This is a genomic window from Pseudomonas xionganensis (assembly GCF_009763245.1).
Lineage (GTDB): Bacteria > Pseudomonadota > Gammaproteobacteria > Pseudomonadales > Pseudomonadaceae > Aquipseudomonas > Aquipseudomonas xionganensis.
The window spans coordinates 1179824-1201128 of the sequence record NZ_WKJZ01000001.1 but is presented as its reverse complement, the minus strand read 5'-3'; the positions used below and the strand labels follow the sequence as shown (position 1 = coordinate 1201128).

At 61.8% G+C, this 21305-nt stretch carries 26 protein-coding genes; 12 read left to right on the top strand and 14 right to left on the bottom strand.

Annotated features, from left to right (window positions below; translation table 11 throughout):
• The first annotated feature begins 9 nt into the window (after positions 1–9).
• Positions 10–1152 (top strand): Do family serine endopeptidase AlgW, encoded by a 1143-nt coding sequence (algW, locus tag GJV18_RS05440; protein WP_160343688.1) that lies wholly within the window; start codon positions 10–12, stop codon positions 1150–1152.
• 56 nt (positions 1153–1208) lie between these two features.
• Here the strand turns inward: algW and hisC are convergent, their stop codons facing one another.
• From hisC to GJV18_RS05390, 10 genes are all read right to left on the bottom strand, one after another.
• A complete protein-coding gene (gene hisC / locus GJV18_RS05435) occupies positions 1209–2261 on the bottom strand; it encodes a histidinol-phosphate transaminase (protein ID WP_160343687.1) in 1053 nt (350 codons plus the stop codon).
• A 111-nt stretch (positions 2262–2372) separates the two neighbouring features.
• Complete coding sequence (gene hisD / locus GJV18_RS05430; protein ID WP_160343686.1) at positions 2373–3683, bottom strand: histidinol dehydrogenase; 1311 nt, start codon at positions 3681–3683, stop codon at positions 2373–2375.
• Between the two features lie 121 nt (positions 3684–3804).
• Entirely contained in the window at positions 3805–4440 is a 636-nt protein-coding gene (hisG, locus tag GJV18_RS05425) for an ATP phosphoribosyltransferase (RefSeq protein ID WP_160343685.1), read from the bottom strand.
• A gap of 4 nt (positions 4441–4444) precedes the next feature.
• Positions 4445–5710, bottom strand: a complete 1266-nt coding sequence (gene murA / locus GJV18_RS05420) for a UDP-N-acetylglucosamine 1-carboxyvinyltransferase (protein WP_160343684.1) — start codon at positions 5708–5710, stop codon at positions 4445–4447.
• Positions 5711–5725: 15 nt separating this feature from the next.
• Entirely contained in the window at positions 5726–5965 is a 240-nt protein-coding gene (locus GJV18_RS05415) for a BolA family protein (protein ID WP_160343683.1), read from the bottom strand.
• Positions 5966–6070: 105 nt separating this feature from the next.
• Positions 6071–6379 carry an STAS domain-containing protein gene (locus GJV18_RS05410; protein ID WP_160343682.1) on the bottom strand — a complete coding sequence of 103 codons (309 nt, stop codon included), beginning with the start codon at positions 6377–6379 and terminating at the stop codon, positions 6071–6073.
• Positions 6376–7011 (bottom strand): MlaC/ttg2D family ABC transporter substrate-binding protein, encoded by a 636-nt coding sequence (locus GJV18_RS05405; protein WP_160343681.1) that lies wholly within the window; start codon positions 7009–7011, stop codon positions 6376–6378. Before GJV18_RS05405 ends, GJV18_RS05410 begins: the two co-directional genes overlap by 4 nt.
• 23 nt (positions 7012–7034) lie before the next feature.
• On the bottom strand, positions 7035–7496 hold the full coding sequence (gene mlaD, locus GJV18_RS05400) for an outer membrane lipid asymmetry maintenance protein MlaD (RefSeq protein ID WP_160343680.1): 462 nt from the start codon (positions 7494–7496) through the stop codon (positions 7035–7037).
• Positions 7496–8293: a lipid asymmetry maintenance ABC transporter permease subunit MlaE gene (gene mlaE / locus GJV18_RS05395; RefSeq protein ID WP_160343679.1), complete on the bottom strand. Its 798-nt coding sequence runs from the start codon at positions 8291–8293 to the stop codon at positions 7496–7498. The genes mlaD and mlaE overlap by 1 nt, the downstream gene beginning before the upstream one ends.
• Positions 8293–9102: an ATP-binding cassette domain-containing protein gene (locus tag GJV18_RS05390; RefSeq protein WP_160343678.1), complete on the bottom strand. Its 810-nt coding sequence runs from the start codon at positions 9100–9102 to the stop codon at positions 8293–8295. The genes mlaE and GJV18_RS05390 overlap by 1 nt, the downstream gene beginning before the upstream one ends.
• 226 nt (positions 9103–9328) lie before the next feature.
• Here GJV18_RS05390 and GJV18_RS05385 point away from each other — a divergent pair, with 226 nt between their 5' ends.
• The 10 genes from GJV18_RS05385 (at position 9329) to GJV18_RS05340 (ending at position 16650) form a co-directional block, all read left to right on the top strand.
• Entirely contained in the window at positions 9329–10303 is a 975-nt protein-coding gene (locus GJV18_RS05385) for a KpsF/GutQ family sugar-phosphate isomerase (RefSeq protein WP_160343677.1), read from the top strand.
• Entirely contained in the window at positions 10303–10827 is a 525-nt protein-coding gene (locus GJV18_RS05380; protein WP_160343676.1) for a KdsC family phosphatase, read from the top strand. The genes GJV18_RS05385 and GJV18_RS05380 overlap by 1 nt, the downstream gene beginning before the upstream one ends.
• 9 nt (positions 10828–10836) lie before the next feature.
• The gene (lptC, locus tag GJV18_RS05375) at positions 10837–11406 is read left to right on the top strand and encodes an LPS export ABC transporter periplasmic protein LptC (protein ID WP_160343675.1); all 570 of its coding nucleotides are present in this window, start codon (positions 10837–10839) and stop codon (positions 11404–11406) included.
• Positions 11393–11935 (top strand): lipopolysaccharide transport periplasmic protein LptA, encoded by a 543-nt coding sequence (gene lptA / locus GJV18_RS05370; RefSeq protein WP_160343674.1) that lies wholly within the window; start codon positions 11393–11395, stop codon positions 11933–11935. Before lptC ends, lptA begins: the two co-directional genes overlap by 14 nt.
• A gap of 2 nt (positions 11936–11937) precedes the next feature.
• On the top strand, positions 11938–12663 hold the full coding sequence (lptB, locus tag GJV18_RS05365) for an LPS export ABC transporter ATP-binding protein (RefSeq protein ID WP_160343673.1): 726 nt from the start codon (positions 11938–11940) through the stop codon (positions 12661–12663).
• A 196-nt stretch (positions 12664–12859) separates the two neighbouring features.
• Positions 12860–14374, top strand: coding sequence for an RNA polymerase factor sigma-54 (locus tag GJV18_RS05360; protein WP_160343672.1), 1515 nt, complete (start codon positions 12860–12862; stop codon positions 14372–14374).
• A 332-nt stretch (positions 14375–14706) separates the two neighbouring features.
• A complete protein-coding gene (gene hpf / locus GJV18_RS05355; protein WP_160343671.1) occupies positions 14707–15015 on the top strand; it encodes a ribosome hibernation-promoting factor, HPF/YfiA family in 309 nt (102 codons plus the stop codon).
• Positions 15016–15031: 16 nt separating this feature from the next.
• Positions 15032–15505, top strand: coding sequence for a PTS IIA-like nitrogen regulatory protein PtsN (gene ptsN, locus GJV18_RS05350; protein ID WP_160343670.1), 474 nt, complete (start codon positions 15032–15034; stop codon positions 15503–15505).
• Between the two features lie 2 nt (positions 15506–15507).
• Positions 15508–16365, top strand: coding sequence for an RNase adapter RapZ (rapZ, locus tag GJV18_RS05345; RefSeq protein ID WP_160343669.1), 858 nt, complete (start codon positions 15508–15510; stop codon positions 16363–16365).
• A gap of 12 nt (positions 16366–16377) precedes the next feature.
• The gene (locus tag GJV18_RS05340; RefSeq protein WP_160343668.1) at positions 16378–16650 is read left to right on the top strand and encodes an HPr family phosphocarrier protein; all 273 of its coding nucleotides are present in this window, start codon (positions 16378–16380) and stop codon (positions 16648–16650) included.
• A 59-nt stretch (positions 16651–16709) separates the two neighbouring features.
• On the opposite strand, the gene pmbA is transcribed toward GJV18_RS05340, so the two are convergent.
• A complete protein-coding gene (pmbA, locus tag GJV18_RS05335) occupies positions 16710–18056 on the bottom strand; it encodes a metalloprotease PmbA (RefSeq protein ID WP_160343667.1) in 1347 nt (448 codons plus the stop codon).
• A gap of 121 nt (positions 18057–18177) precedes the next feature.
• Here pmbA and yjgA point away from each other — a divergent pair, with 121 nt between their 5' ends.
• A complete protein-coding gene (gene yjgA / locus GJV18_RS05330) occupies positions 18178–18696 on the top strand; it encodes a ribosome biogenesis factor YjgA (RefSeq protein WP_160343666.1) in 519 nt (172 codons plus the stop codon).
• 46 nt (positions 18697–18742) lie between these two features.
• Here yjgA and GJV18_RS05325 read toward each other — a convergent pair whose 3' ends face one another.
• Genes GJV18_RS05325 through GJV18_RS05315 form a run of 3 tightly spaced genes read right to left on the bottom strand, consistent with a single transcriptional unit; the run spans position 18743 to position 21259 of the window.
• Positions 18743–18934, bottom strand: coding sequence for a hypothetical protein (locus GJV18_RS05325; RefSeq protein WP_160343665.1), 192 nt, complete (start codon positions 18932–18934; stop codon positions 18743–18745).
• Entirely contained in the window at positions 18931–20388 is a 1458-nt protein-coding gene (gene tldD, locus GJV18_RS05320; protein WP_160343664.1) for a metalloprotease TldD, read from the bottom strand. Before tldD ends, GJV18_RS05325 begins: the two co-directional genes overlap by 4 nt.
• Before the next feature lie 19 nt (positions 20389–20407).
• Positions 20408–21259 (bottom strand): carbon-nitrogen hydrolase family protein, encoded by an 852-nt coding sequence (locus tag GJV18_RS05315; protein WP_160343663.1) that lies wholly within the window; start codon positions 21257–21259, stop codon positions 20408–20410.
• Between the last annotated feature and the right edge of the window lie 46 nt (positions 21260–21305).

Here is a 21305-nt window from a genome sequence, read left to right as displayed (position 1 = left end):
ATTCGAGTGATGTTCCAGGCCCTGCGTTTCCTCGGCTGGCCCCTGCTGGCCGGCGTGCTACTGGCCCTGCTGCTGATGCAGTACTTCCCGCAATGGGTCGGGCTGCCAGGGCAGGATGTGCATCTGCGCCAGGCGCCGTTCTACAGCCGCATGCAGGAAGGCCCGGTGTCCTACGCCGAGGCGGTGAATCTGGCCTCCCCCGCCGTGGCCAACCTGTACACCACCAAGTTCGTCAGCAAACCCAGCCACCCGCTGTTCGAGGACCCACAGTTTCGCCGCTTCTTCGGTGACAACCTGCCACGCCAGCAGCGCATGGAGTCCAGCCTGGGGTCGGCGGTGATCATGAGCCCGGAAGGCTACCTGCTGACCAATAACCATGTGGTGGCAGGCGCCGACCAGATTGTGGTGGCCCTCAAGGATGGCCGCGAAACCCTGGCACGGATCATCGGCAGCGACCCGGAGACCGATCTGGCGGTGCTCAAGATCGATATCGGCAACCTGCCGGCGATCACCCTGGGGCGCTCGGACACTATCAATATCGGCGACGTCACCCTGGCCATCGGCAACCCCTTCGGTGTCGGTCAGACCGTGACCATGGGTATTATCAGCGCCACCGGGCGCAACCAGCTGGGTCTGAACACCTACGAGGACTTTATCCAGACCGACGCGGCGATCAACCCCGGCAACTCCGGCGGCGCCCTGGTGGATGCCTACGGTAATCTGGTGGGGATCAACACTGCGATTTTCTCCAAGTCCGGCGGCTCCCAGGGGATTGGCTTCGCCATCCCGACCAAGCTGGCCCTGGAAGTGATGCAGGCGATCATCGAGCATGGCCAGGTGATTCGCGGCTGGCTGGGCATCGAAGTGCAACCCTTGACCCCGGAGCTGGCCGAGTCCTTCGGCCTGGAAGGCCGCCCCGGCATCGTCGTGGCCGGCATCTACCGCGGTGGCCCGGCACAGAAGGCCGGCCTGCAGCCGGGCGATCTGATCCTGCGCATTGATGGTGAGCCAGCCAGCGACGGACGCCGTTCGATGAACCAGGTGGCCCGGGCCAAACCCGGCCAGCAGATTCGCATCGAGATCATGCGCGGCGGACAGCCGATGGAACTGAGCGCCGAAATTGGCGTAAGACCGCCCGTCAACGGCAGCTGATTAGCCGACATAAAAAACCGCAGCCAGGCTGCGGTTTTTTATGTCACGAACGACCCTTACAGGCCCTGAAGGGCATCCAGCAGCGCCTGGTTCTGCTCCGGCGTGCCGATGGTTAGACGCAGGAACTGGGCAATGCGTTGCTGCTTGAAGTGACGCACGATCACCCCCTGTTCACGCAGCCCAGCCGCCAGGGTCGCGGCATCCTTATCCGGGTGGCGGGCGAAGACGAAGTTGGCAGCAGACGGCAGCACTTCGAAGCCCAGCTTCTGCAGCCCGGTCACCACGGCCTCACGACTGTCGATCACCTTCTGACAGGTCTGCTCAAAGTAGGTCCTGTCCTCGAACGCCGCCGCCGCGCCGGCAATGGCGATGCGATCCAGCGGGTAGGAGTTGAAGCTGTTCTTGATTCGCTCCAGGGCCTCGATCAGATCTGGATGCCCCACCGCCAGGCCGACCCGCAGACCAGCCAGGGAGCGCGACTTGGACAGGGTCTGGGTCACCAGCAGGTTGGGGTATTGGTCCACCAGACTGATGGCGGTCTCGCCGCCAAAATCGATATAGGCCTCATCCACCAGCACCACACTGTCGGGATTGGCCTTGAGCAAACGCTCAATCGCATCCAGCGCCAGCACGCAGCCGGTCGGCGCGTTCGGGTTGGGGAAGATAATGCCACCATTGGGCCGCACGTAGTCTTCCACGCTAATCCGGAACTGCTTATCCAGCGGCACCTGCACAAAATCGATGCCATACAGGCCGCAGTAGACCGGGTAGAAGCTGTAGCTGATATCCGGGAACAACAGCGGCTGGCCATGCTGGAACAAGCCATGGAAGGCATGGGCCAGTACCTCGTCGGAACCGTTGCCAACGAACACCTGGTTGGTCTGCACGCCGTAATAGTCAGCCACCGCCTGCTTCAGGCGGTCGCTATTGGGGTCCGGGTACAGGCGCAGGTTGTCATTGACCTCGGCCTGCATGGCCGCGATGGCCTTGGGCGAGGGCCCATAGGGGTTTTCATTGGTGTTGAGCTTGACCAGCTTGGCCAGTTTCGGCTGCTCACCCGGCACATAGGGCACCAGGTCCTTGACGAAGGGGCTCCAGAATTTGCTCATCTGCCCTTCTCTCCTCGAATCTTTCGGTTTGTGTAGGGTGAAATCCGCGAAGCGTTTTTCACCGGGCAAAGCGGTGGACAAGCACAGCGTTGTCCACCCTACAAACAGCCCTCAGGGCTTGATGCGGTATTCGGCGCTGCGGGCATGGGCGGTCAGCGACTCGCCGCGGGCCAGTACACTGGCCACCTTGCCCAGCTCGGACGCGCCCTCGGCCGAACAATGAATGATCGACGAGCGTTTCTGGAAGTCATATACCCCCAGCGGCGAGGAGTATCGCGCGGTGCCGGAAGTTGGCAGCACGTGGTTGGGGCCGGCACAGTAATCGCCCAGGGCTTCGGCGGTGTAGCGGCCCATAAAGATCGCGCCGGCATGGCGGATCAGCGGCAGGACCTGCTCGGGTTTTTCCACCGACAGCTCCAGGTGCTCCGGCGCGATACGGTTGGCCACCTCGATGGCCTGGGCCATATCGGCCACCTGGATCAGCGCGCCGCGGCCTTCCAGAGACGTACGGGCAATGCTTTCACGCTCCAGGGTCGGCAGCAGTTTGGCGATGCTTTCCGCTACGCGATCAAGGAAGGCGGCATCAGGGCTGACCAGAATCGACTGGGCGTCTTCGTCGTGCTCGGCCTGGGAGAACAGGTCCATGGCGATCCAGTCCGGATCGGTCTGACCATCACAGACCACGAGAATCTCCGACGGCCCGGCGATCATATCGATGCCGACCTTGCCGAACACGTGGCGCTTGGCGGTGGCCACATAGATATTGCCGGGGCCGACGATCTTGTCCACTGGCGGCACGCTCTCGGTGCCGTAGGCCAGCGCGGCCACGGCCTGAGCGCCGCCAATGGTGAAGACGCGGTCGACGCCGGCGATGCAGGCAGCAGCCAGGACGATCTCGTTAATCTCGCCACGGGGGGTCGGCACCACCATCACCACTTCCGGCACGCCAGCCACCTTGGCCGGGATGGCGTTCATCAGCACCGAAGACGGATAGGAGGCCTTGCCGCCCGGTACATAGAGGCCGGCGCGATCCAGCGGGGTGACCTTCTGCCCCAGCACCGTGCCGTCGGCCTCGGTGTAGGTCCAGGAATCCTGCTTCTGCCGCTCGTGGTACAGGCGCACGCGCTCGGCGGCCTTTTCCAGGGCGCTGCGCTGCTCGGCGGTAATGCGGGTCAGGGCCAGTTCCAGACGCTCGCGCGGCAGGATCAGATCGGCCATGGAGGCGACGTCCAGGCCGTCGAACTGCTTGGTCAACTCGACCAGGGCGGCATCGCCGCGCTCACGCACAGCCTGGATGATATCCAGCACGCGCTGGTTGACCGCATCATCCGAGACGCTTTCCCAGCTCAGCAGATGATCCAGATGCTGGGCAAAGTCCTGGTCAGCGGCATTGAGTCGACGGATAGCGATAGGAGCGGTCATAGCGGGCCTCTTAAATTGGCAAATGCTCAAGCGCCCGTAGAGTAACAACCACTCCGCGCGGGCACCTGAGAATTTTGGCTATAACGCGGATAGGCTAGGCCGCACGGGGCGGCCTTCAGACTCAGCGGGGGTGTCGCGCCTCGACCGCATCGCGCAGGGTGTCGATCAGCGCCTGGATACGGCCGTGCTGCATTTTCATCGACGCCTTGTTGACGATCAGCCGCGAGCTGATGGTGGCGATCAGCTCCTGGGCTTCCAGACCGTTGGCACGCAGGGTGTTGCCGGTATCAACCACGTCGATGATCTTGTCGGCCAGGCCCACCAGCGGCGCCAGCTCCATGGAGCCGTACAGTTTGATGATATCGACCTGACGGCCCTGCTCGGCGTAATAACGCTTGGCCACATTGACGAACTTGGTGGCCACGCGCAGGCGCCCCTTGGGCTCCGGCGCACCAACCTTGCCGGCGGTCATCAGCTTGCAGCGGGCAATACGCAGGTCCAGCGGCTCATACAGGCCCTGGCCACCGTACTCCATCAGCACGTCCTTGCCGGCCACACCGAGGTCGGCCGCACCGTGCTCGACATAGGTCGGCACATCGGTAGCACGCACGATCAGCAGGCGCACATCGTCCAGGGTAGTGGGAATGATCAGCTTGCGGCTTTTATCCGGGTTCTCGGTCGGTTCGATACCGGCCGCCGCCAGCAGCGGCAGGGTGTCATCAAGAATCCGGCCTTTGGAAAGAGCGATTGTCAGCATGGTCTTAACCCGGCACCCGGCGAATCTTCGCCCCCAGCAACTGCAGCTTCTCCTCGATGCACTCGTAGCCCCGATCGATGTGGTAGATGCGGTCGATCAGGGTATCGCCTTCGGCCACCAGGGCAGCAATCACCAGACTGGCCGAGGCACGCAGGTCGGTGGCCATGACTGGCGCACCCTTGAGCTTGTCGACCCCGGTGACGATGGCGGTGTTGCCTTCGACCTGGATCTGCGCGCCCATGCGGGTCATTTCATACACATGCATAAAGCGGTTTTCGAACACGGTTTCGATCACCGTGCCGGTGCCCTCGGCAATGGCGTTGAGGGCAATAAACTGCGCCTGCATATCGGTGGGGAATGCCGGATAGGGTGCGGTACGCAGGTTGACGGCCTTGGGCCGCTTGCCCTTCATGTCCAGTTCGATCCAGTCACTGCCACAGGTAACTTCCGCACCGGCTTCCTGCAGCTTGCTCAGCACCGCCTCAAGGGTGGTGGGATCGGTATCCTTGACCTTGACCCGGCCACCGGTGGCCGCTGCCGCCACCAGGTAGGTACCGGTCTCGATACGGTCCGGCATGACGCTGAAACGCGCACCGTGCAGGCGCTCGACACCGTCGATGGTGATGGTATCGGTGCCGGCACCGCTGATTTTCGCGCCCATGGCGATCAGGCAGTTGGCCAGGTCGACCACTTCCGGCTCGCGGGCGGCGTTTTCCAGCACGCTGCGGCCCTTGGCCAGGGTGGCGGCCATCATGATGTTCTCGGTGCCGGTCACGCTGACCGTATCGAAGAAGAAATGCGCGCCACGCAGACCACCTTCCGGCGCCTTGGCCTTGATATAGCCAGCTTCGACATCAATGATCGCGCCCATGGCCTCCAGACCGCGAATGTGCAGATCAACCGGACGCGAACCGATGGCGCAACCGCCAGGCAGGGCCACTTCGGCCTCGCCGAAGCGGGCCACCATGGGGCCGAGTACCAGGATCGAGGCGCGCATGGTCTTCACCAGCTCGTAGGGTGCGACCAGGGTCTTGATCGCCCGGGCATCCACTTCCACGCTGAGCTTTTCGTCGATGATCGGCTCGATGCCCATACGGCCGAACAGCTCGATCATGGTGGTGATGTCATGCAGGTGCGGCAGGTTGCAGATGGTGACAGGCGCGTCGCCCAGCAGGGTGGCGGCGAGAATCGGCAGGGCAGAGTTCTTCGCCCCGGAAATGCGGATTTCGCCATCGAGGCGAACACCGCCGGTAATCATCAGTTTATCCATGGATATCTCGTCGCCTTAGGAGCGCGCAGCCCAATCGGCGCGGCTGAAGAATTTCATAGTCACCGCATGGATGCTGCCATCGGCAATCCAGGGGTTCAGGTGAGCATAGACCTGCTGCTGACGCTTGACCGCGCTCAGGGCAGCCAGTTCATCGCCGATCAGATTGAGCTGGAAGTTGCAGCCCTCGCCTTCAACTTCCACCTGGGTGTTGGCCAGCTTGGCCTCCAGGAGGTTCTTAACTTCTATAGCCTGCATGCTCAACCTCGATCAATGCATGGATTAACGGCGGCGATGGCAACGCTCGCGAGCCGCGCATCATACAAAAAAAGGCTGCCTCCGGCGAATCCGCCTGACAACCCGTCAATTGCCGAGCGGCAGAAGCTCAAGCAAACCGGATACGCTGGCAATTTCCCGCATATCCTCGGGCAAACCGCATACTTGCAGCTGCTTGCCTGCGGCCTGGGCATCGCGCATCAGCGCCAGCAGCAGTGACAGGCCGACGCTGCTGGACTTCTCCACCGCCGCACAATCGATCACACAGCTGGACTGGGCGAGCTGCCTGATCAGTCGCCCACCCTGCTCACGCACGGCAGGCGCACTGACATGATCAAGCACCCCGCGAAGCTGCAGCACACCGGCTTCAGCCTCGACTATCTGCGCCCCGCTCACGACTGGCCGTCTCCCTGGCGGGCACGGGCCACGGTGTCGCTCCAGGTGTCGATCACCTTGTTCAGGTCGTTGCGATTGTTCTGCATGGACTGGGCGAACTGATCGCGAAACAGCTTGCCGATATTGATGCCGTTGATGATCACGTTACGCATCTTCCAGCTGCCGTCCTGCAACACCATGGTGTAGGACAGGGGGTAAACGGCGCCATTGCCGTCGGTGATCTCCATATTCACCGCTGTGCGCTGCGGATCCTGCTGACCCGCGGCCGGCAGCACACGAATGTCCTGGTTGTTGTATTCGAGCAGGGCATTGCCATAGAACTGCATCAGGCTCTGCTTGAAGTTCTCCTCGAAACGCCCCAACTGCTCAGCACTGGCCTGACGCGAATAGCGCACGGTCATCACGCCCCGGGCAATGCCCTCGACATCCACCACCGGGCCGAGAATACGATCCAGCGCAGCATAAAAGGCCGCCGGATCACTGCGGTACTGTTCCTTATTGGCCTGCAGATCTTCCAGCAGCTTGCTGGTGGTCTGCTGCACCACCTCATGGGCGGCTGGCGTAGCCAGTGCCGGGGCCGCCAACACAGCGGCCAGGCACAGCGCGGCAATAGAACGCAGCATCTTGATCATGTTCGACACTCCAAAGGGACGACTTATTCTTTATTGACCGAATTGAGCAGGAATTTACCGATCAGGTCTTCCAGCACCAGGGAGGACTGGGTGTCGTGAATGACGCTGCCGTCACTCAACACCGCCTCTTCACCTCCGACACTGATACCGATGTATTTCTCCCCGAGCAGACCGGCGGTGAGAATCGAGGCCGTGGAGTCTTCCGGCAGGTTGTCCACTTCCTGGTTCAGCAGCATGGTGACGCGCCCGGTGTAGCTGTCGCGATCCAGGTCGATGGCGGTGACCCGACCAATGGTGACACCGGCCATGGTGACCTTGGAGCGCACGGTCAGGCCGGCAATATTGTCGAAGTGGGCATAGACCTTGTAGCTACCCTCCCCCGCCCCCAGAGTCAGGCCGCTGACGCGCAGGGCCAACAACAACAAGGCCAACACCCCGGCCAGCAGGAACAAGCCGACACCAATCTCCAGCGTGCGGTTCTGCATCAGAAATCTCCAAACATCAAAGCAGTCAGAATAAAGTCCAGCCCCAGCACAGCCAGCGAGGCATATACGACGGTACGGGTGGTCGCCTTGCTGATGCCCTCCGAAGTGGGCTCGCAGTCATAACCCTGGAACACCGCAATCCAGGTCACGACAAAGGCAAACACCACACTCTTGATGACCCCGTTAAGTACATCTTCACGAAAGGACACGCTGTTCTGCATATTGGCCCAGAACGAGCCTTCGTAGACCCCGAGCCAGTCGATGGCGACCATGGCCCCGCCCCAGATGCCCACCACACTGAAGATCGCCGCCAGCAGAGGCATGGAAATAAAGCCGGCCCACAGGCGCGGCGCGACAATGTACTTGAGCGGATCGACGCCGATCATCGCCAGGCTGGACAGCTGCTCGGTGGACTTCATATTGCCGATCTCGGCCGTCAACGCCGAACCGGCGCGCCCCGCGAAAAGCAGCGCGGTCACCACCGGCCCCAACTCGCGCAGCAGGGTCAGGGCCACCATCTGCCCCACGGCCTGTTCGGAACCGTACTGACTGAGAATGCTGTAACCCTGCAACGACAGCACCATGCCGATAAACACACCGGACACGACGATAATCGCCAGGGACATCACCCCCACCGCATAGAGCTGCTTGACCAGTAGCTGAAACCCATTGCCGGTCGCCGTACGCCCCAACAGCGAGTGCAGCAAAAACAACACCGAGCGGCCCAGGGTGGCCACCACATCAATACCCGCCCGACCGAACAGGCGCACACGTTCAAGCAACGAAGTTCTACGCATCAACGCGGCCCCAACAGGTCGTCGCGGTAATTCGCCGCGGGATAATGGAAAGGCACCGGCCCATCCGGGGTACCCTGCATAAACTGGCGGATACGCGGATCCTCGGACCTCATCAGCTCATCCGGCGCGCCATGGCCGAGGACGCGGGTATCACCCACCACGTAGATGTAGTCGGCAATGCTGGCGGTCTCGGCCAGATCATGGGACACCACGATACTGGTGATCCCCAGGGCATCGTTGAGCAGCCGGATCAGGCGCACCAGCACCCCCATGGCAATAGGGTCCTGCCCGACAAAGGGTTCGTCATACATCAGAATCTGCGGATCCAGGGCGATGGCCCGGGCAAGGGCCACACGACGCTTCATCCCGCCGGACAGCTCATCGGGCATCAGTTCGACAGCGCCACGCAGGCCCACGGCCTGCAGCTTCATCAGCACGATGTCACGGATCATTTCTTCCGGCAGCTTGGTGTGCACCCGCAGCGGAAAGGCCACGTTCTCGAATACATCAAGATCGGTAAACAGCGCACCACTCTGGAACAGCACGCCCATCTGCTTGCGCATATCGAACAATTCGGCGCGTGACAGGGTGGGCAGATTCACCCCATTGACCCAGACCTCGCCCTGGCTCGGCTTGAGCTCGGCAGCGATCAGACGCAATAGCGTGGTCTTGCCGCAACCGGAGGGCCCCATGATGCCCGTGACCTTGCCGCGCAGAATGGACAGATCGACAGACTTGAAAATATCCCGCTCACCACGCTTGAAGCTGAGGCCTTTCAGTTCAACAGCGTAAGGGTTTTCGGCGCTCATCCGGACTCCTTGTGTAAAGCATGCCTGTCAGACGCAAACCCATGAAAAAAGGGCACCCGCGCCGGCAAGCTGGCCGAAAATGGCTGCGAACTATACCACCGCGGCATTTCGCCCCCAATATCCAAGATGCAACCATAGATGACACCCACAACATCCTCTGGCGACCCCACCCTGCTTTGCCGCTATAATCAGCGGCTTTAGTTTCCATGCAGGCCTCAGCAAGCTTATGAGCCAGTCCCACGAACTGATTCAGTCCGCGCAGCGCACCATCCGCCTCGAACTCGAGGCCATTGACGATCTGCTCGACCGTATCAATGGTGACTTCGTGCGGGCTTGCGAAATCCTCCTGGCCAGCAAGGGCCGCGTGGTGGTGGTCGGCATGGGCAAGTCCGGACATATCGGCAATAAGATCGCCGCCACCCTGGCCAGCACCGGCACCACGGCCTTCTTCGTACATCCAGCCGAAGCCAGCCATGGCGATATGGGCATGATCACCCGCGACGATGTGGTACTGGCCCTGTCCAACTCGGGCTCCACCCATGAAATTGTCACCCTGCTGCCCCTGATCAAGCGCCTGGGCATCACCCTGATCAGCATGACCGGCAATCCTGACTCGCCACTGGCCAAGGCCGCCGAAGTCAATTTGGACGCCCGCGTCAGCCAGGAGGCCTGCCCGCTGAACCTGGCCCCGACCTCCTCCACCACCGTGTCCCTGGTGCTGGGCGATGCCCTGGCCATCGCACTGCTGGAAGCCCGCGGCTTTACCGCCGAAGACTTTGCCTTCTCCCACCCGGGCGGCGCCCTGGGCCGACGCCTGCTGCTCAAGGTGGAAAATGTCATGCACAGCGGCGCCAGCCTGCCCTGCGTGCAACGCGGCACTTCGCTGCGCGACGCCCTGCTGGAAATGACCCAGAAGGGCCTGGGCATGACCGTAGTCACCGCAGCCGATGGCACGCTGGCCGGCATCTTCACCGACGGCGATTTGCGCCGCGCCCTGGACAAGGGCATCGACGTACGCGACGCCAGCATTGATGCGGTCATGACCCCCCACGGCAAAACCGCCCGCGCCGATATGCTTGCCGCCGAAGCCCTGAAAATCATGGAAGACCACAAGATCAGCGCCCTGGTAGTCGTGGATGATGAGGACCGCCCGGTTGGCGCCCTCAACATGCACGACCTGCTGCGCGCCGGAGTCATGTAATGAGCAACGATCTGCAGCAACGGGCCCGCGCGGTAAAACTGGCCATCTTCGACGTCGACGGCGTCCTCACCGACGGCAAGCTCTACTTCCTGGTGGACGGCAGCGAATTCAAGACCTTCAATACCCTGGACGGCCACGGCATCAAGATGCTGATCAACTCCGGAGTGCGCACCGCCATCATCAGCGGCCGCAAGACCCCGGTGGTCGAACGCCGCGCACAGAACCTGGGTATCCAGCACCTGTACCAGGGCCGCGAAGACAAGCTGGTGGTACTGGATGAACTGCTCGCCGAACTGGATATCTCCTACGACCAGGTCGCCTACCTCGGCGACGACCTGCCGGACCTTCCCGTGATTCGCCGGGTTGGCCTGGGCATGGCCGTAGCCAGCGCCGATGCCTTTGTTCGCCAGCACGCCCACGGCGTAACCCAGGCCCGAGGCGGTGAAGGTGCCGCCCGTGAGTTTTGCGAACTGATCATGACGGCCCAGGGCACCCTGGCAGCCGCTCAAGCCGCCTACCTGTAGGACACCCTGATGCTACGCAAACCGCTCAATATCGCCATTCTTGCCTGCGCCGCACTGCTTCTGGCCGCACTGGGTTACTGGAATATCAGCCCCGACAACCTTTCCGGGCAAAACCGTTCCGTGACACCTCAGGATACCGTTGATTTCTATACTCAAAACACCACGACCGTGCAGTACATGGCCGACGGCACGGTGCATTACCGAGTTACAGCCGAGCGGACCGAGCACCTGCAGACCACCGACATCACACTGGTAAGCCAGCCGCGCCTGACCCTGTACCGGGGCAAGGAACTGCCCTGGAATATCAAAAGCGAACGCGCCGAGATTTCTCCCGGCGGGGCCGAGGTCGAGCTGATCGACCAGGTGCGAATTGATCGCACTGATGAAAAGGGTCGCCCGACCATCCTTACTACAACCCGTTTGACCGTATTCCCCGAGAAGGATTATGCGCAGACCCGGCAAGCCGTTAGAATCGACGCCGCCAACGGGGTGACCACGGCACAAGGAATGAAAGCGTACTTGAATGATGGCAGGATGCACCTGCTGTCCAATGTAAGAGGTCAGCATGAGGCTCGTTAAAACCCTCCCCTTTCTACTCGGCCTCGGCGCCGCAGTGCTCAGTAGCAGCCTATGGGCGTTGCCATCGGACCGTGACCAGCCCATCCGCATACAGGCCGACAGTGCCGAGCTGGACGAAAGGCAGGGCGTGGCCGTCTATCGCGGCGGCGTCATCATCACTCAGGGCACACTGAAGATTACCGGCGACACCGTCACCATCACCCAGACCGCCTCGGGAGACATTGACGTATTTACCGCCGTGGGCAAGCCCGCTTACTACGAGCAACTGCCGGCTGCCGACAAGCAGATCGTCAAGGCCTACGGCCTGACCATCCAGTACTTTGCCGCCAACGAGCGCATCGTATTGATCGATCAGGCCAAGGTGATCCAGGAAGGCAATACCTTCGAGGGCGAGAAGATCGTCTATGACACCCGCCGCCAGATCGTCAACGCCGGGCGCGCCACGGGCACCAATGTGTCCACGCCCCGCCCGCGTATCGACATGGTGATCCAGCCGAAGAACAAACCCGCCGATCAGCAGGCAGAGTAAGCATGGCCACATTGAAAGCCCAACATCTGGCCAAGAGCTATAAAGGTCGCCAGGTGGTTCGCGACGTCAGCCTGAGTATCGACAGCGGACAGATCGTCGGCCTGCTCGGCCCCAACGGTGCCGGCAAGACCACCTGCTTCTACATGATTGTTGGTCTGGTCCAGGCCGACCAGGGCCGCATCCTGATCGACGACCTCGATGTCAGCCACAAACCCATGCATGGCCGCGCCCAAGCCGGCATCGGCTATTTGCCTCAGGAAGCCTCAATCTTTCGCAAGCTTTCCGTGGCCGACAACATCATGGCCATCCTCGAGACGCGCAAGGATCTGGACAGCAGTGCGCGCCGCCAGGAGCTGGAAAACCTGTTGCAGGAATTCCACATCAGCCATATCCGCGACAATCTTGGCATGAGCCTGTCCGGCGGCGAACGACGCCGTGTGGAAATTGCCCGCGCGCTCGCCACCAACCCCAAGTTCATCCTCCTCGACGAACCCTTCGCCGGCGTGGACCCGATCTCGGTCGGTGATATCAAACAGATCATTCACCACCTCAAAGCCAAAGGCATTGGCATTCTGATCACCGACCACAATGTCCGCGAAACCCTGGACATCTGCGAAACCGCCTATATTGTCAGCGACGGCCAGCTGATCGCCGAGGGCAACGCCGATGCCATCCTGGCCAATCAAACGGTCAAGGAAGTCTATCTGGGACATGAGTTCCGCCTGTAAGTAACCAGACAAGGCTTGATGCCCCCACTCAACCGAAGTGGCATAAGGTCGCGGGCAACTCAGGCTAAAGCCGCACCGAGATAGGGTTGCACGCGCTGGAAAAACAGCGCAAATTCAGGCATATAATTTGCTTCCTTGTGGCGCTTCGGCGCTCTGTAGTGGATTGCGCAAAGGCGCCGGTTAATTAAGGTCTGCAATGAAACCATCGCTAGTCCTGAAAATGGGCCAGCAGCTGACGATGACACCGCAGCTGCAACAGGCAATACGCCTCCTCCAACTGTCGACCCTGGACCTGCAACAGGAAATCCAGGAAGCACTGGAGACCAACCCGATGCTCGAACGCCAGGAAGACGGCGACGACTTCGACAATACGGACCCCATGGCGGACGGCGCGGAAGCCGCTGCCTCCGGCGAACAACAGGAGCAGCCGTACCAGGAAACCAGCTACCAGGAAACCACCCAGACCGTGGACAACCTGGAAGACGGCGACTGGAACGAGCGCATTCCCAACGAGCTGCCCGTCGACACCGCCTGGGAAGACATCTACCAGACCAGCGCCAGCAGCCTGCCCAGTAGCAGCAACGATGACGATGAGTGGGACTTCACCACCCGCACCTCCAGCGGCGAGAGCCTGCACAGCCACCTGCTCTGGCAGCTCAACCTGGCCCCCATGTCGGACAAGGACCGCCTGATTGCCGTCACCCTGATCGACTGCATCAACCAGCAGGGTTATCTGGAAGAAACCCTGGAAGAGGTCCTGGAAGCCTTTGATCCGGAACTGGATATCGAGCTGGATGAAATCGAGGCCGTGCTGCACCGTATCCAGCAGTTCGAACCCGCAGGAATTGCCGCGCGCAACCTGGGCGAGTGCCTGCTTCTGCAACTGCGCCAGCTACCCGCCAACACCCCCTGGCTGAGCGAAGCACAGCGTCTGGCCAGCGACTACCTCGACCTGCTCGGCGGTCGCGACTACAGCCAACTGATGCGCCGCATGAAGCTCAAGGAAGATGAGCTCAAGCAGGTCATCGAACTGATCCAGCGCCTTAATCCGCGCCCCGGCTCGCAGATCGAGTCGAGCGAACCCGAGTATGTGGTACCCGACGTCATCGTGCGCAAACACAACGACCGCTGGCTGGTGGAGCTGAACCAGGAAGCCATGCCGCGCCTGCGGGTCAACCCGCAATATGCCGGCTTCGTCAAACGCGCCGACTCCAGTGCCGACAACACTTTTATGCGCAACCAGCTGCAGGAAGCGCGCTGGTTTATCAAGAGCCTGCAAAGTCGCAATGAAACCCTGATGAAGGTCGCTACCCAGATCGTCGAGCATCAACGCGGCTTTCTCGACTATGGCGACGAAGCCATGAAGCCCCTGGTGCTGCACGATATCGCCGAAGCGGTGGGCATGCACGAGTCGACCATCTCGCGGGTCACCACACAGAAATTCATGCATACGCCGCGGGGCATTTACGAGCTGAAATACTTCTTCTCCAGCCACGTCAGCACCTCCGAAGGGGGCGAATGCTCGTCCACCGCGATCCGCGCCATCATCAAGAAACTGGTCGCCGCGGAAAATGCGAAAAAGCCGTTGAGCGACAGCAAGATCGCTGGTTTACTGGAAGCACAGGGCATCCAAGTAGCCCGCCGCACAGTTGCCAAGTACCGCGAGTCTCTCGGTATAGCGCCCTCCAGCGAACGCAAGCGACTGATGTAAGGCGGCACTAGCAGGCCGTTGAAAAACGTAGGCGAGGCAGGCAAGACAAGGCAAAAACGGACGAAAAAGCGGAGTTTACTTACTGTAAATGAGCATTTTGAGTCCGTTTTTAACGAAGGATTGCCAACGCAGGTAGTTTTTCAACAGCCTGTAAGAAGGAAACCGCAACGCGAACAGAGCACATGCCCGACAGCGCATTTTTTGAAAGCAGCCATACTGCCTACAAGCGCCAACGACAGTGCCCGAGCCGCACCCGGGGTTTCTGCGCCACAGTGTTCCGGCGGCAGGCACAATGCCTGCTTGTTACTACACGGCAACAAGGAGAACGCGGTATGCAAGTCAACATCAGTGGACACCAACTGGATGTGACCGACGCCCTGCGCACCTATATCGGCGAAAAACTCGGCCGACTGGAGCGCCACTTCGACAAGATCACCAATGTGCAGGTCATCATGGAGGTCGAGAAACTTAAGCAGAAAATCGAAGCCACCCTGCACATTGCCGGTGGCGAAATCGTCGCCAACGCCGAACATGAAGACATGTACGCCGCCATCGACCTGCTGACAGACAAACTCGATCGACAACTTATCAAGCACAAGGAAAAACAGCTCGAACGTCAACAGGGCGCAATGGCCCGCTGACCTCGTCCTCCCTCCCATGATCCGACTTGAAACCATACTGACCCCCGGCCGTTCCCTGGTGAACGTGCCGGGCGGCAGCAAGAAACGTGTCCTCGAACAGATTGCCAATCTGGTGGCTCGCGAGCTGCCGGATCTGGACGCCCAAGCCATCTTCGAAAGCCTGATCGCCAGGGAAAAACTCGGCTCCACCGGCTTTGGCAATGGCATCGCCATTCCCCACTGCCGCCTGCCCGGCTGTAGCAGCCCGATCAGCGCGGTGCTCAAACTGGAGTCCGCGGTGGACTTCGACGCCATCGACGGCGCACCTGTGGATCTGCTGTTTGTCCTGCTGGTTCCGGAAGCGGCCACCGATGCGCATCTGGAACTGCTGCGGCAGATCGCCAGCATGCTCGACCGCGTCGAGGTGCGCGAGCACCTGCGCGGGGCCCAGAGCAACGAGGCGCTGTATCAGGTGGTGGTCGACACGCAAAACCAAATCGACCGGGGCTGAGCATGCGCCTGGTGATTGTCAGCGGTCGCTCCGGTTCGGGGAAAAGCACCGCCCTGGATGTACTGGAAGACAACGGTTTCTATTGCATCGACAATCTACCGGCCATTCTGTTGCCTGAACTGGCTGAACGCGCCCTGCTCAATACCGAGCTGCTGCACCCTCAGGTCGCCGTCTCCATCGACGCGCGCAACCTGCCCAGCCAGCTCAAGCGCTTTCCCGAACTGCTTCAGGATGTACGCAATCGTCATATCCAGTGTGACGTGGTCTACCTGGATGCCGATGAAGAAACCCTGCTCAAGCGCTTCTCGGAAACTCGCCGGCGTCACCCGCTGACCAATGAGACCCGCTCCCTGGCCGAGGCCATTGCCGATGAAAGCCTGCTGCTGGGGCCGATCATTGACTTGGCCGACCTGAAAATCGACACCACCCACCTCAACCTCTACCAGCTGCGCGACAGCCTCAAGCTGCGCCTGCTCAACCAGCCGGAACCGGGCACGGCCTTCCTAGTCGAATCCTTCGGTTTCAAGCGTGGCATGCCGGTAGACGCCGACCTGGTGTTCGATGTGCGCTGCCTGCCCAACCCCTACTGGAAGCCGGACCTGCGCGACTATTCGGGCCTCGATCAACCGGTAATCGACTACCTGGCCGCCCAGGCCGATGTGGAGGAGATGTTTCAGGACATCCTCACCTACCTGAACAAATGGCTGCCGCGCTTTGCCGCCAGCAACCGCGCCTATGTGACCATCGCCATCGGCTGCACCGGCGGCCATCACCGCTCGGTGTACCTGGCCAATCGCCTGGGGGAAACCCTCAAGCCAACCCTGAAGAACGTTCAGACTCGCCACCGCGATCTCAGTTAAGGAATTGCCGCGATGCCCGCCTGCGAAATCACCATCATCAACAAACTGGGCCTGCACGCACGGGCAGCCGCCAAGTTTGTCGGCGTTGCCGGGCGCTTTCCCTGCCAGGTCCGGGTGGGACGCAGCGCCGAAAGCCTGGTGGATGGCAAAAGCATCATGGCGGTGATGATGCTGGCCGCCGGCAAGGGCAGCGTCATCCACCTGCATACCGAGGGCGAAGAGGATGACCAGGCCCTGCAGGCGCTGTGCGAGCTGATCAACAACTATTTCGACGAAGGCGAATAGCTCAAGCGGGAGGGTGGACATGGCACAAACTTGTCCACCAGACGGATAAATACCCGCCCTCAGCTACCCGCCACTGTCATCCGCTCGATCAGCACCGAACCGCTGCGGATATTGCTGCGCAGCTCCAGGTCACTGCCCACCGCGACAATCTGCTTGAACATGTCACGCAGATTGCCGGCAATGGTCACTTCCTGCACCGGAAACTGGAGTTCGCCGTTTTCCACCCAGAAGCCGGCGGCGCCGCGGGAATAGTCACCCGTCACCAGATTCAGCCCCTGCCCCATCAGCTCGGTCACCAGCAAGCCGCGCCCCATGCGCTTGAGCAGCGCCTGCTGATCTTCGCTGCCGTGGCTGACAAACAGGTTATGCACGCCACCCGAGTTGGCCGTACTGGGCATGCCCAGCTTGCGCCCGGAGTAGGTGCCCAGCACATAGGAAACCAGCTCACCACCGGCGACAAAGGGCTTGGCATAGGTGGCCAGACCGTCGCCGTCGAAACTGGCACTGCCCAGGCCCCGTGGCAGATGGGGGCGCTCATCCAGGGTCAACCAGCTGGGAAACAGCTGTTCACCCAGCGCACCTTCCAGAAAGGAGGAATGGCGATACAGGTTGCCGCCGGAAATGGCCGCGAGGAAATGACCGAACAAGCCGCCAGCCAGCTCGGCAGCAAACAGCACCGGCACCTCGCAGGTCGGCACCGGACGCGAACCCAGGCGACTGACCGCACGCTCGGCGGCGCGCCGGCCGATGCTCGCCGGATCGGCCAGCAGCTCGCCCTGGCGACTGACGTCATACCAGTAATCGCGCTGCATCTGCCCGCCGTCCTCGGCAATCATCACGCAACTCAGGCTGTGCCGGGTGCTGGCATAGCCGCCGACAAAGCCCTGACTGTTGCCATAGACACGGCAGCCCTGGTGGGTATTGAGGCTGCTGCCATCGGCATTCTTGATCCGCGCGTCGCTGGCGAAAGCCGCCGCCTCGCTCTCCAGCGCCAGCTCGATGGCCTGTTCCGGGCTGATCGTCCAGGGGTGATAGAGATCCAGCTCGGGCAGCTCGCGGGCCATCAGCGCGGCGTCGGCCAGTCCGGCACTCTCATCCTCGGAGGCATGCCTGGCGATGGCCAGGGCGGCAGCCACCGTTTCGCGAATAGCCGCCTCACCGGTGGCCGAAGTGCTGGCCGAGCCCTTGCGCTGGCCCACATAAAGGGTGATGCCAAAGCCCTGGTCGCGGTTGAACTCGACCGTCTCCACCTCGCCCTGGCGCACGCTGGCAGACAACCCCTGCCCCAGAGACACCGCCACCTCGCACGCACTGGCCCCTTGACGGGCTGCCTCGGCCAGTACCGCCTCCACCTGCTGCTGCAGCGCCGGCAGGGCCTGCGGCCCGATTACCTGTACTTCACTCATAACCACTCCAATTGAAAAAATCAGCGGCAAGCCGAGAGAAACAGCCAGGCCCGCTCCTATCTTGCAGCTTGCCGCCTGCAGCTGCTGCTATCATGTCGGCGTTTTCCACTGGACCGCCACCATGTCTGAATACCTCGACGACTTCTCCGGCGAGAAGAGCAAATCCCAGATCAAGCGCGAGCTGCATGCGCTGCAAGACCTGGGGCAACGCCTGACCACTCTCAAAGCCGACCTGCTGAACAAACTGCCGCTGACCGATGAGCTGCGCCGCGCCCTGGCCGAAGCGCCGAAACATACGGCCAACTCCGCGAAGAAGCGCCATGTGCAGTTTATCGGCCGACTGATGCGCGATCAGGACATCGACGCCATCCTCACCCTGCTCGACCAGCTGGACGCATCCACACGCCAGTACAACGAACGCTTCCATAATCTGGAGCGCTGGCGCGACCGCCTGATCAATGGCAACGATCAGACCCTGGAAGCCTTTGTCGGCGAATACCCCGAGGCCGATCGCCAGCACCTGCGCCAACTGCTGCGCCAGGCTCAACACGAGCTGGCACAGAACAAGCCGCCAGCCGCCTCACGCAAAATTTTCAAATATATCCGCGAGCTGGATGAAACCCAGCGCGGACTGCGTTAATGCTGCCTTGATGGTGGGTTACGCCTGCGGCTAACCCACCCTATGCTTACAAGTCACCACCCAGCCAAAACAGCAATGGTACGCACCAGGCCAGAGTAACCAATAACCCGACCACGCTTACCATGCTGTCATTCCAGGTACTCGGCTTGATTCGGCCCAGCGAAAGCAGCCGTAATGCCGCGTAGCCTTTGCCATACAGCAACACCTCGACCAAGAAATTAAATAGCGCCTCGATCAAGCGCCAGTTCCCCCCACGGTAATTGCATCAATCTTTAGCGTCGGCTGGCCCACGCCCACCGGCACCGACTGCCCGTCCTTGCCACAGGTGCCCACACCGCTGTCCAGGGCCAGGTCGTTGCCGACCATGGACACCCGACTCATGGCCTCCGGACCATTGCCGATCAGGGTCGCGCCCTTGACCGGGGCGGTGATCTTGCCATCCTCGATCAGGTAGGCCTCGCTGGTGGAGAAGACAAACTTGCCGCTGGTGATATCCACCTGACCGCCACCCAGGTTGGCGCAATAGATGCCCTTCTTCACCGAGCGGATGATTTCCTCGGGATCGCTCTGCCCGGCCAACATATAGGTGTTGGTCATGCGCGGCATGGGCAGATGGGCATAGGATTCGCGGCGGCCGTTGCCGGTGGGGGCGACACCCATCAGGCGGGCGTTGAGCTTGTCCTGGATATAACCCTTGAGCACGCCGTTTTCGATCAGGGTGGTGCACTGGGTGCCGATACCCTCATCGTCCATGCTCAGGGAACCGCGGCGCCCGGCCAGGGTGCCGTCATCGACGATGGTGCACAGGCTGGACGCCACGCGCTCACCGATACGACCGCTGTAGGCGGAGCTGCCCTTGCGGTTGAAGTCGCCCTCCAGACCATGGCCGACCGCCTCGTGCAGCAGCACACCCGACCAGCCGGCGCCCATGACCACCGGCATGCTACCGGCCGGGGCGGCAATGGCGTCCAGATTGACCAGCGCCTGACGCAACGCCTCGCGGGCATAGCCCATGGCACGTTCTTCGCCGCGCTCGTCGCGTTCGAGGAAGTAGCGGTAGTCGGTACGCCCGCCACCACCATGACCACCGCGCTCACGCCGGCCATTCTGCTCGACGATCACGCTGACGTTGAAGCGCACCAGCGGCCGGATATCGGCGCCCAGGCTACCGTCCACAGCGGCCACCAGGACGCGATCCCAGACGCCGGCCAGACTCACCGAAACCTGCTTGATCCTGGGGTCCAGGGCGCGAGTGGCCACGTCGATACGCTTGAGCAGTTCGACCTTCTCGGCCCGATCCAACACATCCAGGGGATTGTTCGGCGCATACAAGGGCGTCAGCAGCGGGCTGCTGAAGGCCTGCACCCGCCCACTCTGCCCGGCCCGGGCGATGGAGCGGGCCGCCTGAGCCGCCTGGCGCAGAGCATCGGCGCTGATCATATTGCTGTAGGCGAAGCCGGTTTTCTCACCGGACTGGGCGCGCACGCCGACGCCCTGATCGAGGTTGAAGCTGCCTTCCTTGACGATGCCGTCTTCCAGGGCCCAGGTTTCCGAGACCTGGCTCTGAAAATACAGATCGGCGGCGTCAATGCCCGGGCCGGCGAGATCGCCCAGCACGCTCGGCAACTGCTCGATACTCAGGCCGCCGGGGGCCAACAGGTGTTCGCTGACAGACAGCAGCATATCGCTCATAACGGCTTGATCTCGTTTATCACTGTTCCACGCCTGGCAACCGAGGCTCGGCTGCGGCAAAAAATCGTTTATGTCGGGCCACCGGCATGCGCTGACGGATGCCTTGTTGCTCATCGGCATTGCGGCTGGCCAGCACCACACCCGGCCCCTCGGCCTGTTCACCCAGCACTCGGCCCCAGGCATCGATAATGGCCGAATGGCCAAAGGTCTGCCGGCCGCCGGGGTGACTGCCGCCCTGGCCTGCGGCCAGCACATAACATTGGGTTTCGATGGCCCGGGCGCGGGTCAGCACCTGCCAGTGGGCGGCGCCGGTGACCGCAGTAAAGGCGGCCGGAATGCTGATCAGCTCGGCACCGGCTTCGCGCAGGGCGCTGTACAGCTCGGGGAAGCGCAGGTCATAGCACACCGTCATGCCCAGGCGACCGACCGGGGTGTCGGCCACCACCACCCGGCTGCCACTGGCAAAGTCATCGGACTCGCGGTAATGGCCATGGCTGTCGCCGACTTCCACATCGAACAGGTGCAGCTTGTCGTAGCGTGCCACCCGCTGACCGTATTCATCGATCAGCAGCGAGCAGGCATGGGGCTTGGCCTCCGGGGCATCGTCCGGCGGCAGCGGCAGGGTGCCAGCGACTATCCACAGGCCCAGGTCGCGGGCCGTCTGCGCCAGCCAGGGCAAAATCGGCCCCTCGCCGTAGGCCTCGCTGCGTCCCAACCTGGCCAGCTGCGGATGGCCCATGGCGGCAAAATTTTCCGGCAGCACCGCCAGGCGTGCGCCACGATCGGCCGCCTGCTCCAGCAGCAGTCGAGCCTGAGCCAGGTTGTCCAGCACATTGGCCTGACTGACCATTTGCACAACCGCCAGAGTCATACTGAGTGTATCCCCGTTGCCATATCGGCTTTCAGCTTACAGGCCC

What these genes read in the sequence shown, in the direction of transcription:
- algW (WP_160343688.1), top strand. Translation starts at nt 10, where the DNA reads ATGTTCCAGGCCCTGCGTTTCCTCGGCTGGCCCCTGCTGGCCGGCGTG.
- hisC (WP_160343687.1), bottom strand. Translation starts at nt 2,261, where the DNA reads ATGAGCAAATTCTGGAGCCCCTTCGTCAAGGACCTGGTGCCCTATGTG.
- hisD (WP_160343686.1), bottom strand. Translation starts at nt 3,683, where the DNA reads ATGACCGCTCCTATCGCTATCCGTCGACTCAATGCCGCTGACCAGGAC.
- hisG (WP_160343685.1), bottom strand. Translation starts at nt 4,440, where the DNA reads ATGCTGACAATCGCTCTTTCCAAAGGCCGGATTCTTGATGACACCCTG.
- murA (WP_160343684.1), bottom strand. Translation starts at nt 5,710, where the DNA reads ATGGATAAACTGATGATTACCGGCGGTGTTCGCCTCGATGGCGAAATC.
- GJV18_RS05415 (WP_160343683.1), bottom strand. Translation starts at nt 5,965, where the DNA reads ATGCAGGCTATAGAAGTTAAGAACCTCCTGGAGGCCAAGCTGGCCAAC.
- GJV18_RS05405 (WP_160343681.1), bottom strand. Translation starts at nt 7,011, where the DNA reads ATGATCAAGATGCTGCGTTCTATTGCCGCGCTGTGCCTGGCCGCTGTG.
- mlaD (WP_160343680.1), bottom strand. Translation starts at nt 7,496, where the DNA reads ATGCAGAACCGCACGCTGGAGATTGGTGTCGGCTTGTTCCTGCTGGCC.
- mlaE (WP_160343679.1), bottom strand. Translation starts at nt 8,293, where the DNA reads ATGCGTAGAACTTCGTTGCTTGAACGTGTGCGCCTGTTCGGTCGGGCG.
- GJV18_RS05390 (WP_160343678.1), bottom strand. Translation starts at nt 9,102, where the DNA reads ATGAGCGCCGAAAACCCTTACGCTGTTGAACTGAAAGGCCTCAGCTTC.
- GJV18_RS05385 (WP_160343677.1), top strand. Translation starts at nt 9,329, where the DNA reads ATGAGCCAGTCCCACGAACTGATTCAGTCCGCGCAGCGCACCATCCGC.
- GJV18_RS05380 (WP_160343676.1), top strand. Translation starts at nt 10,303, where the DNA reads ATGAGCAACGATCTGCAGCAACGGGCCCGCGCGGTAAAACTGGCCATC.
- lptC (WP_160343675.1), top strand. Translation starts at nt 10,837, where the DNA reads ATGCTACGCAAACCGCTCAATATCGCCATTCTTGCCTGCGCCGCACTG.
- lptA (WP_160343674.1), top strand. Translation starts at nt 11,393, where the DNA reads ATGAGGCTCGTTAAAACCCTCCCCTTTCTACTCGGCCTCGGCGCCGCA.
- lptB (WP_160343673.1), top strand. Translation starts at nt 11,938, where the DNA reads ATGGCCACATTGAAAGCCCAACATCTGGCCAAGAGCTATAAAGGTCGC.
- GJV18_RS05360 (WP_160343672.1), top strand. Translation starts at nt 12,860, where the DNA reads ATGAAACCATCGCTAGTCCTGAAAATGGGCCAGCAGCTGACGATGACA.
- hpf (WP_160343671.1), top strand. Translation starts at nt 14,707, where the DNA reads ATGCAAGTCAACATCAGTGGACACCAACTGGATGTGACCGACGCCCTG.
- ptsN (WP_160343670.1), top strand. Translation starts at nt 15,032, where the DNA reads ATGATCCGACTTGAAACCATACTGACCCCCGGCCGTTCCCTGGTGAAC.
- rapZ (WP_160343669.1), top strand. Translation starts at nt 15,508, where the DNA reads ATGCGCCTGGTGATTGTCAGCGGTCGCTCCGGTTCGGGGAAAAGCACC.
- GJV18_RS05340 (WP_160343668.1), top strand. Translation starts at nt 16,378, where the DNA reads ATGCCCGCCTGCGAAATCACCATCATCAACAAACTGGGCCTGCACGCA.
- pmbA (WP_160343667.1), bottom strand. Translation starts at nt 18,056, where the DNA reads ATGAGTGAAGTACAGGTAATCGGGCCGCAGGCCCTGCCGGCGCTGCAG.
- yjgA (WP_160343666.1), top strand. Translation starts at nt 18,178, where the DNA reads ATGTCTGAATACCTCGACGACTTCTCCGGCGAGAAGAGCAAATCCCAG.
- tldD (WP_160343664.1), bottom strand. Translation starts at nt 20,388, where the DNA reads ATGAGCGATATGCTGCTGTCTGTCAGCGAACACCTGTTGGCCCCCGGC.
- GJV18_RS05315 (WP_160343663.1), bottom strand. Translation starts at nt 21,259, where the DNA reads ATGACTCTGGCGGTTGTGCAAATGGTCAGTCAGGCCAATGTGCTGGAC.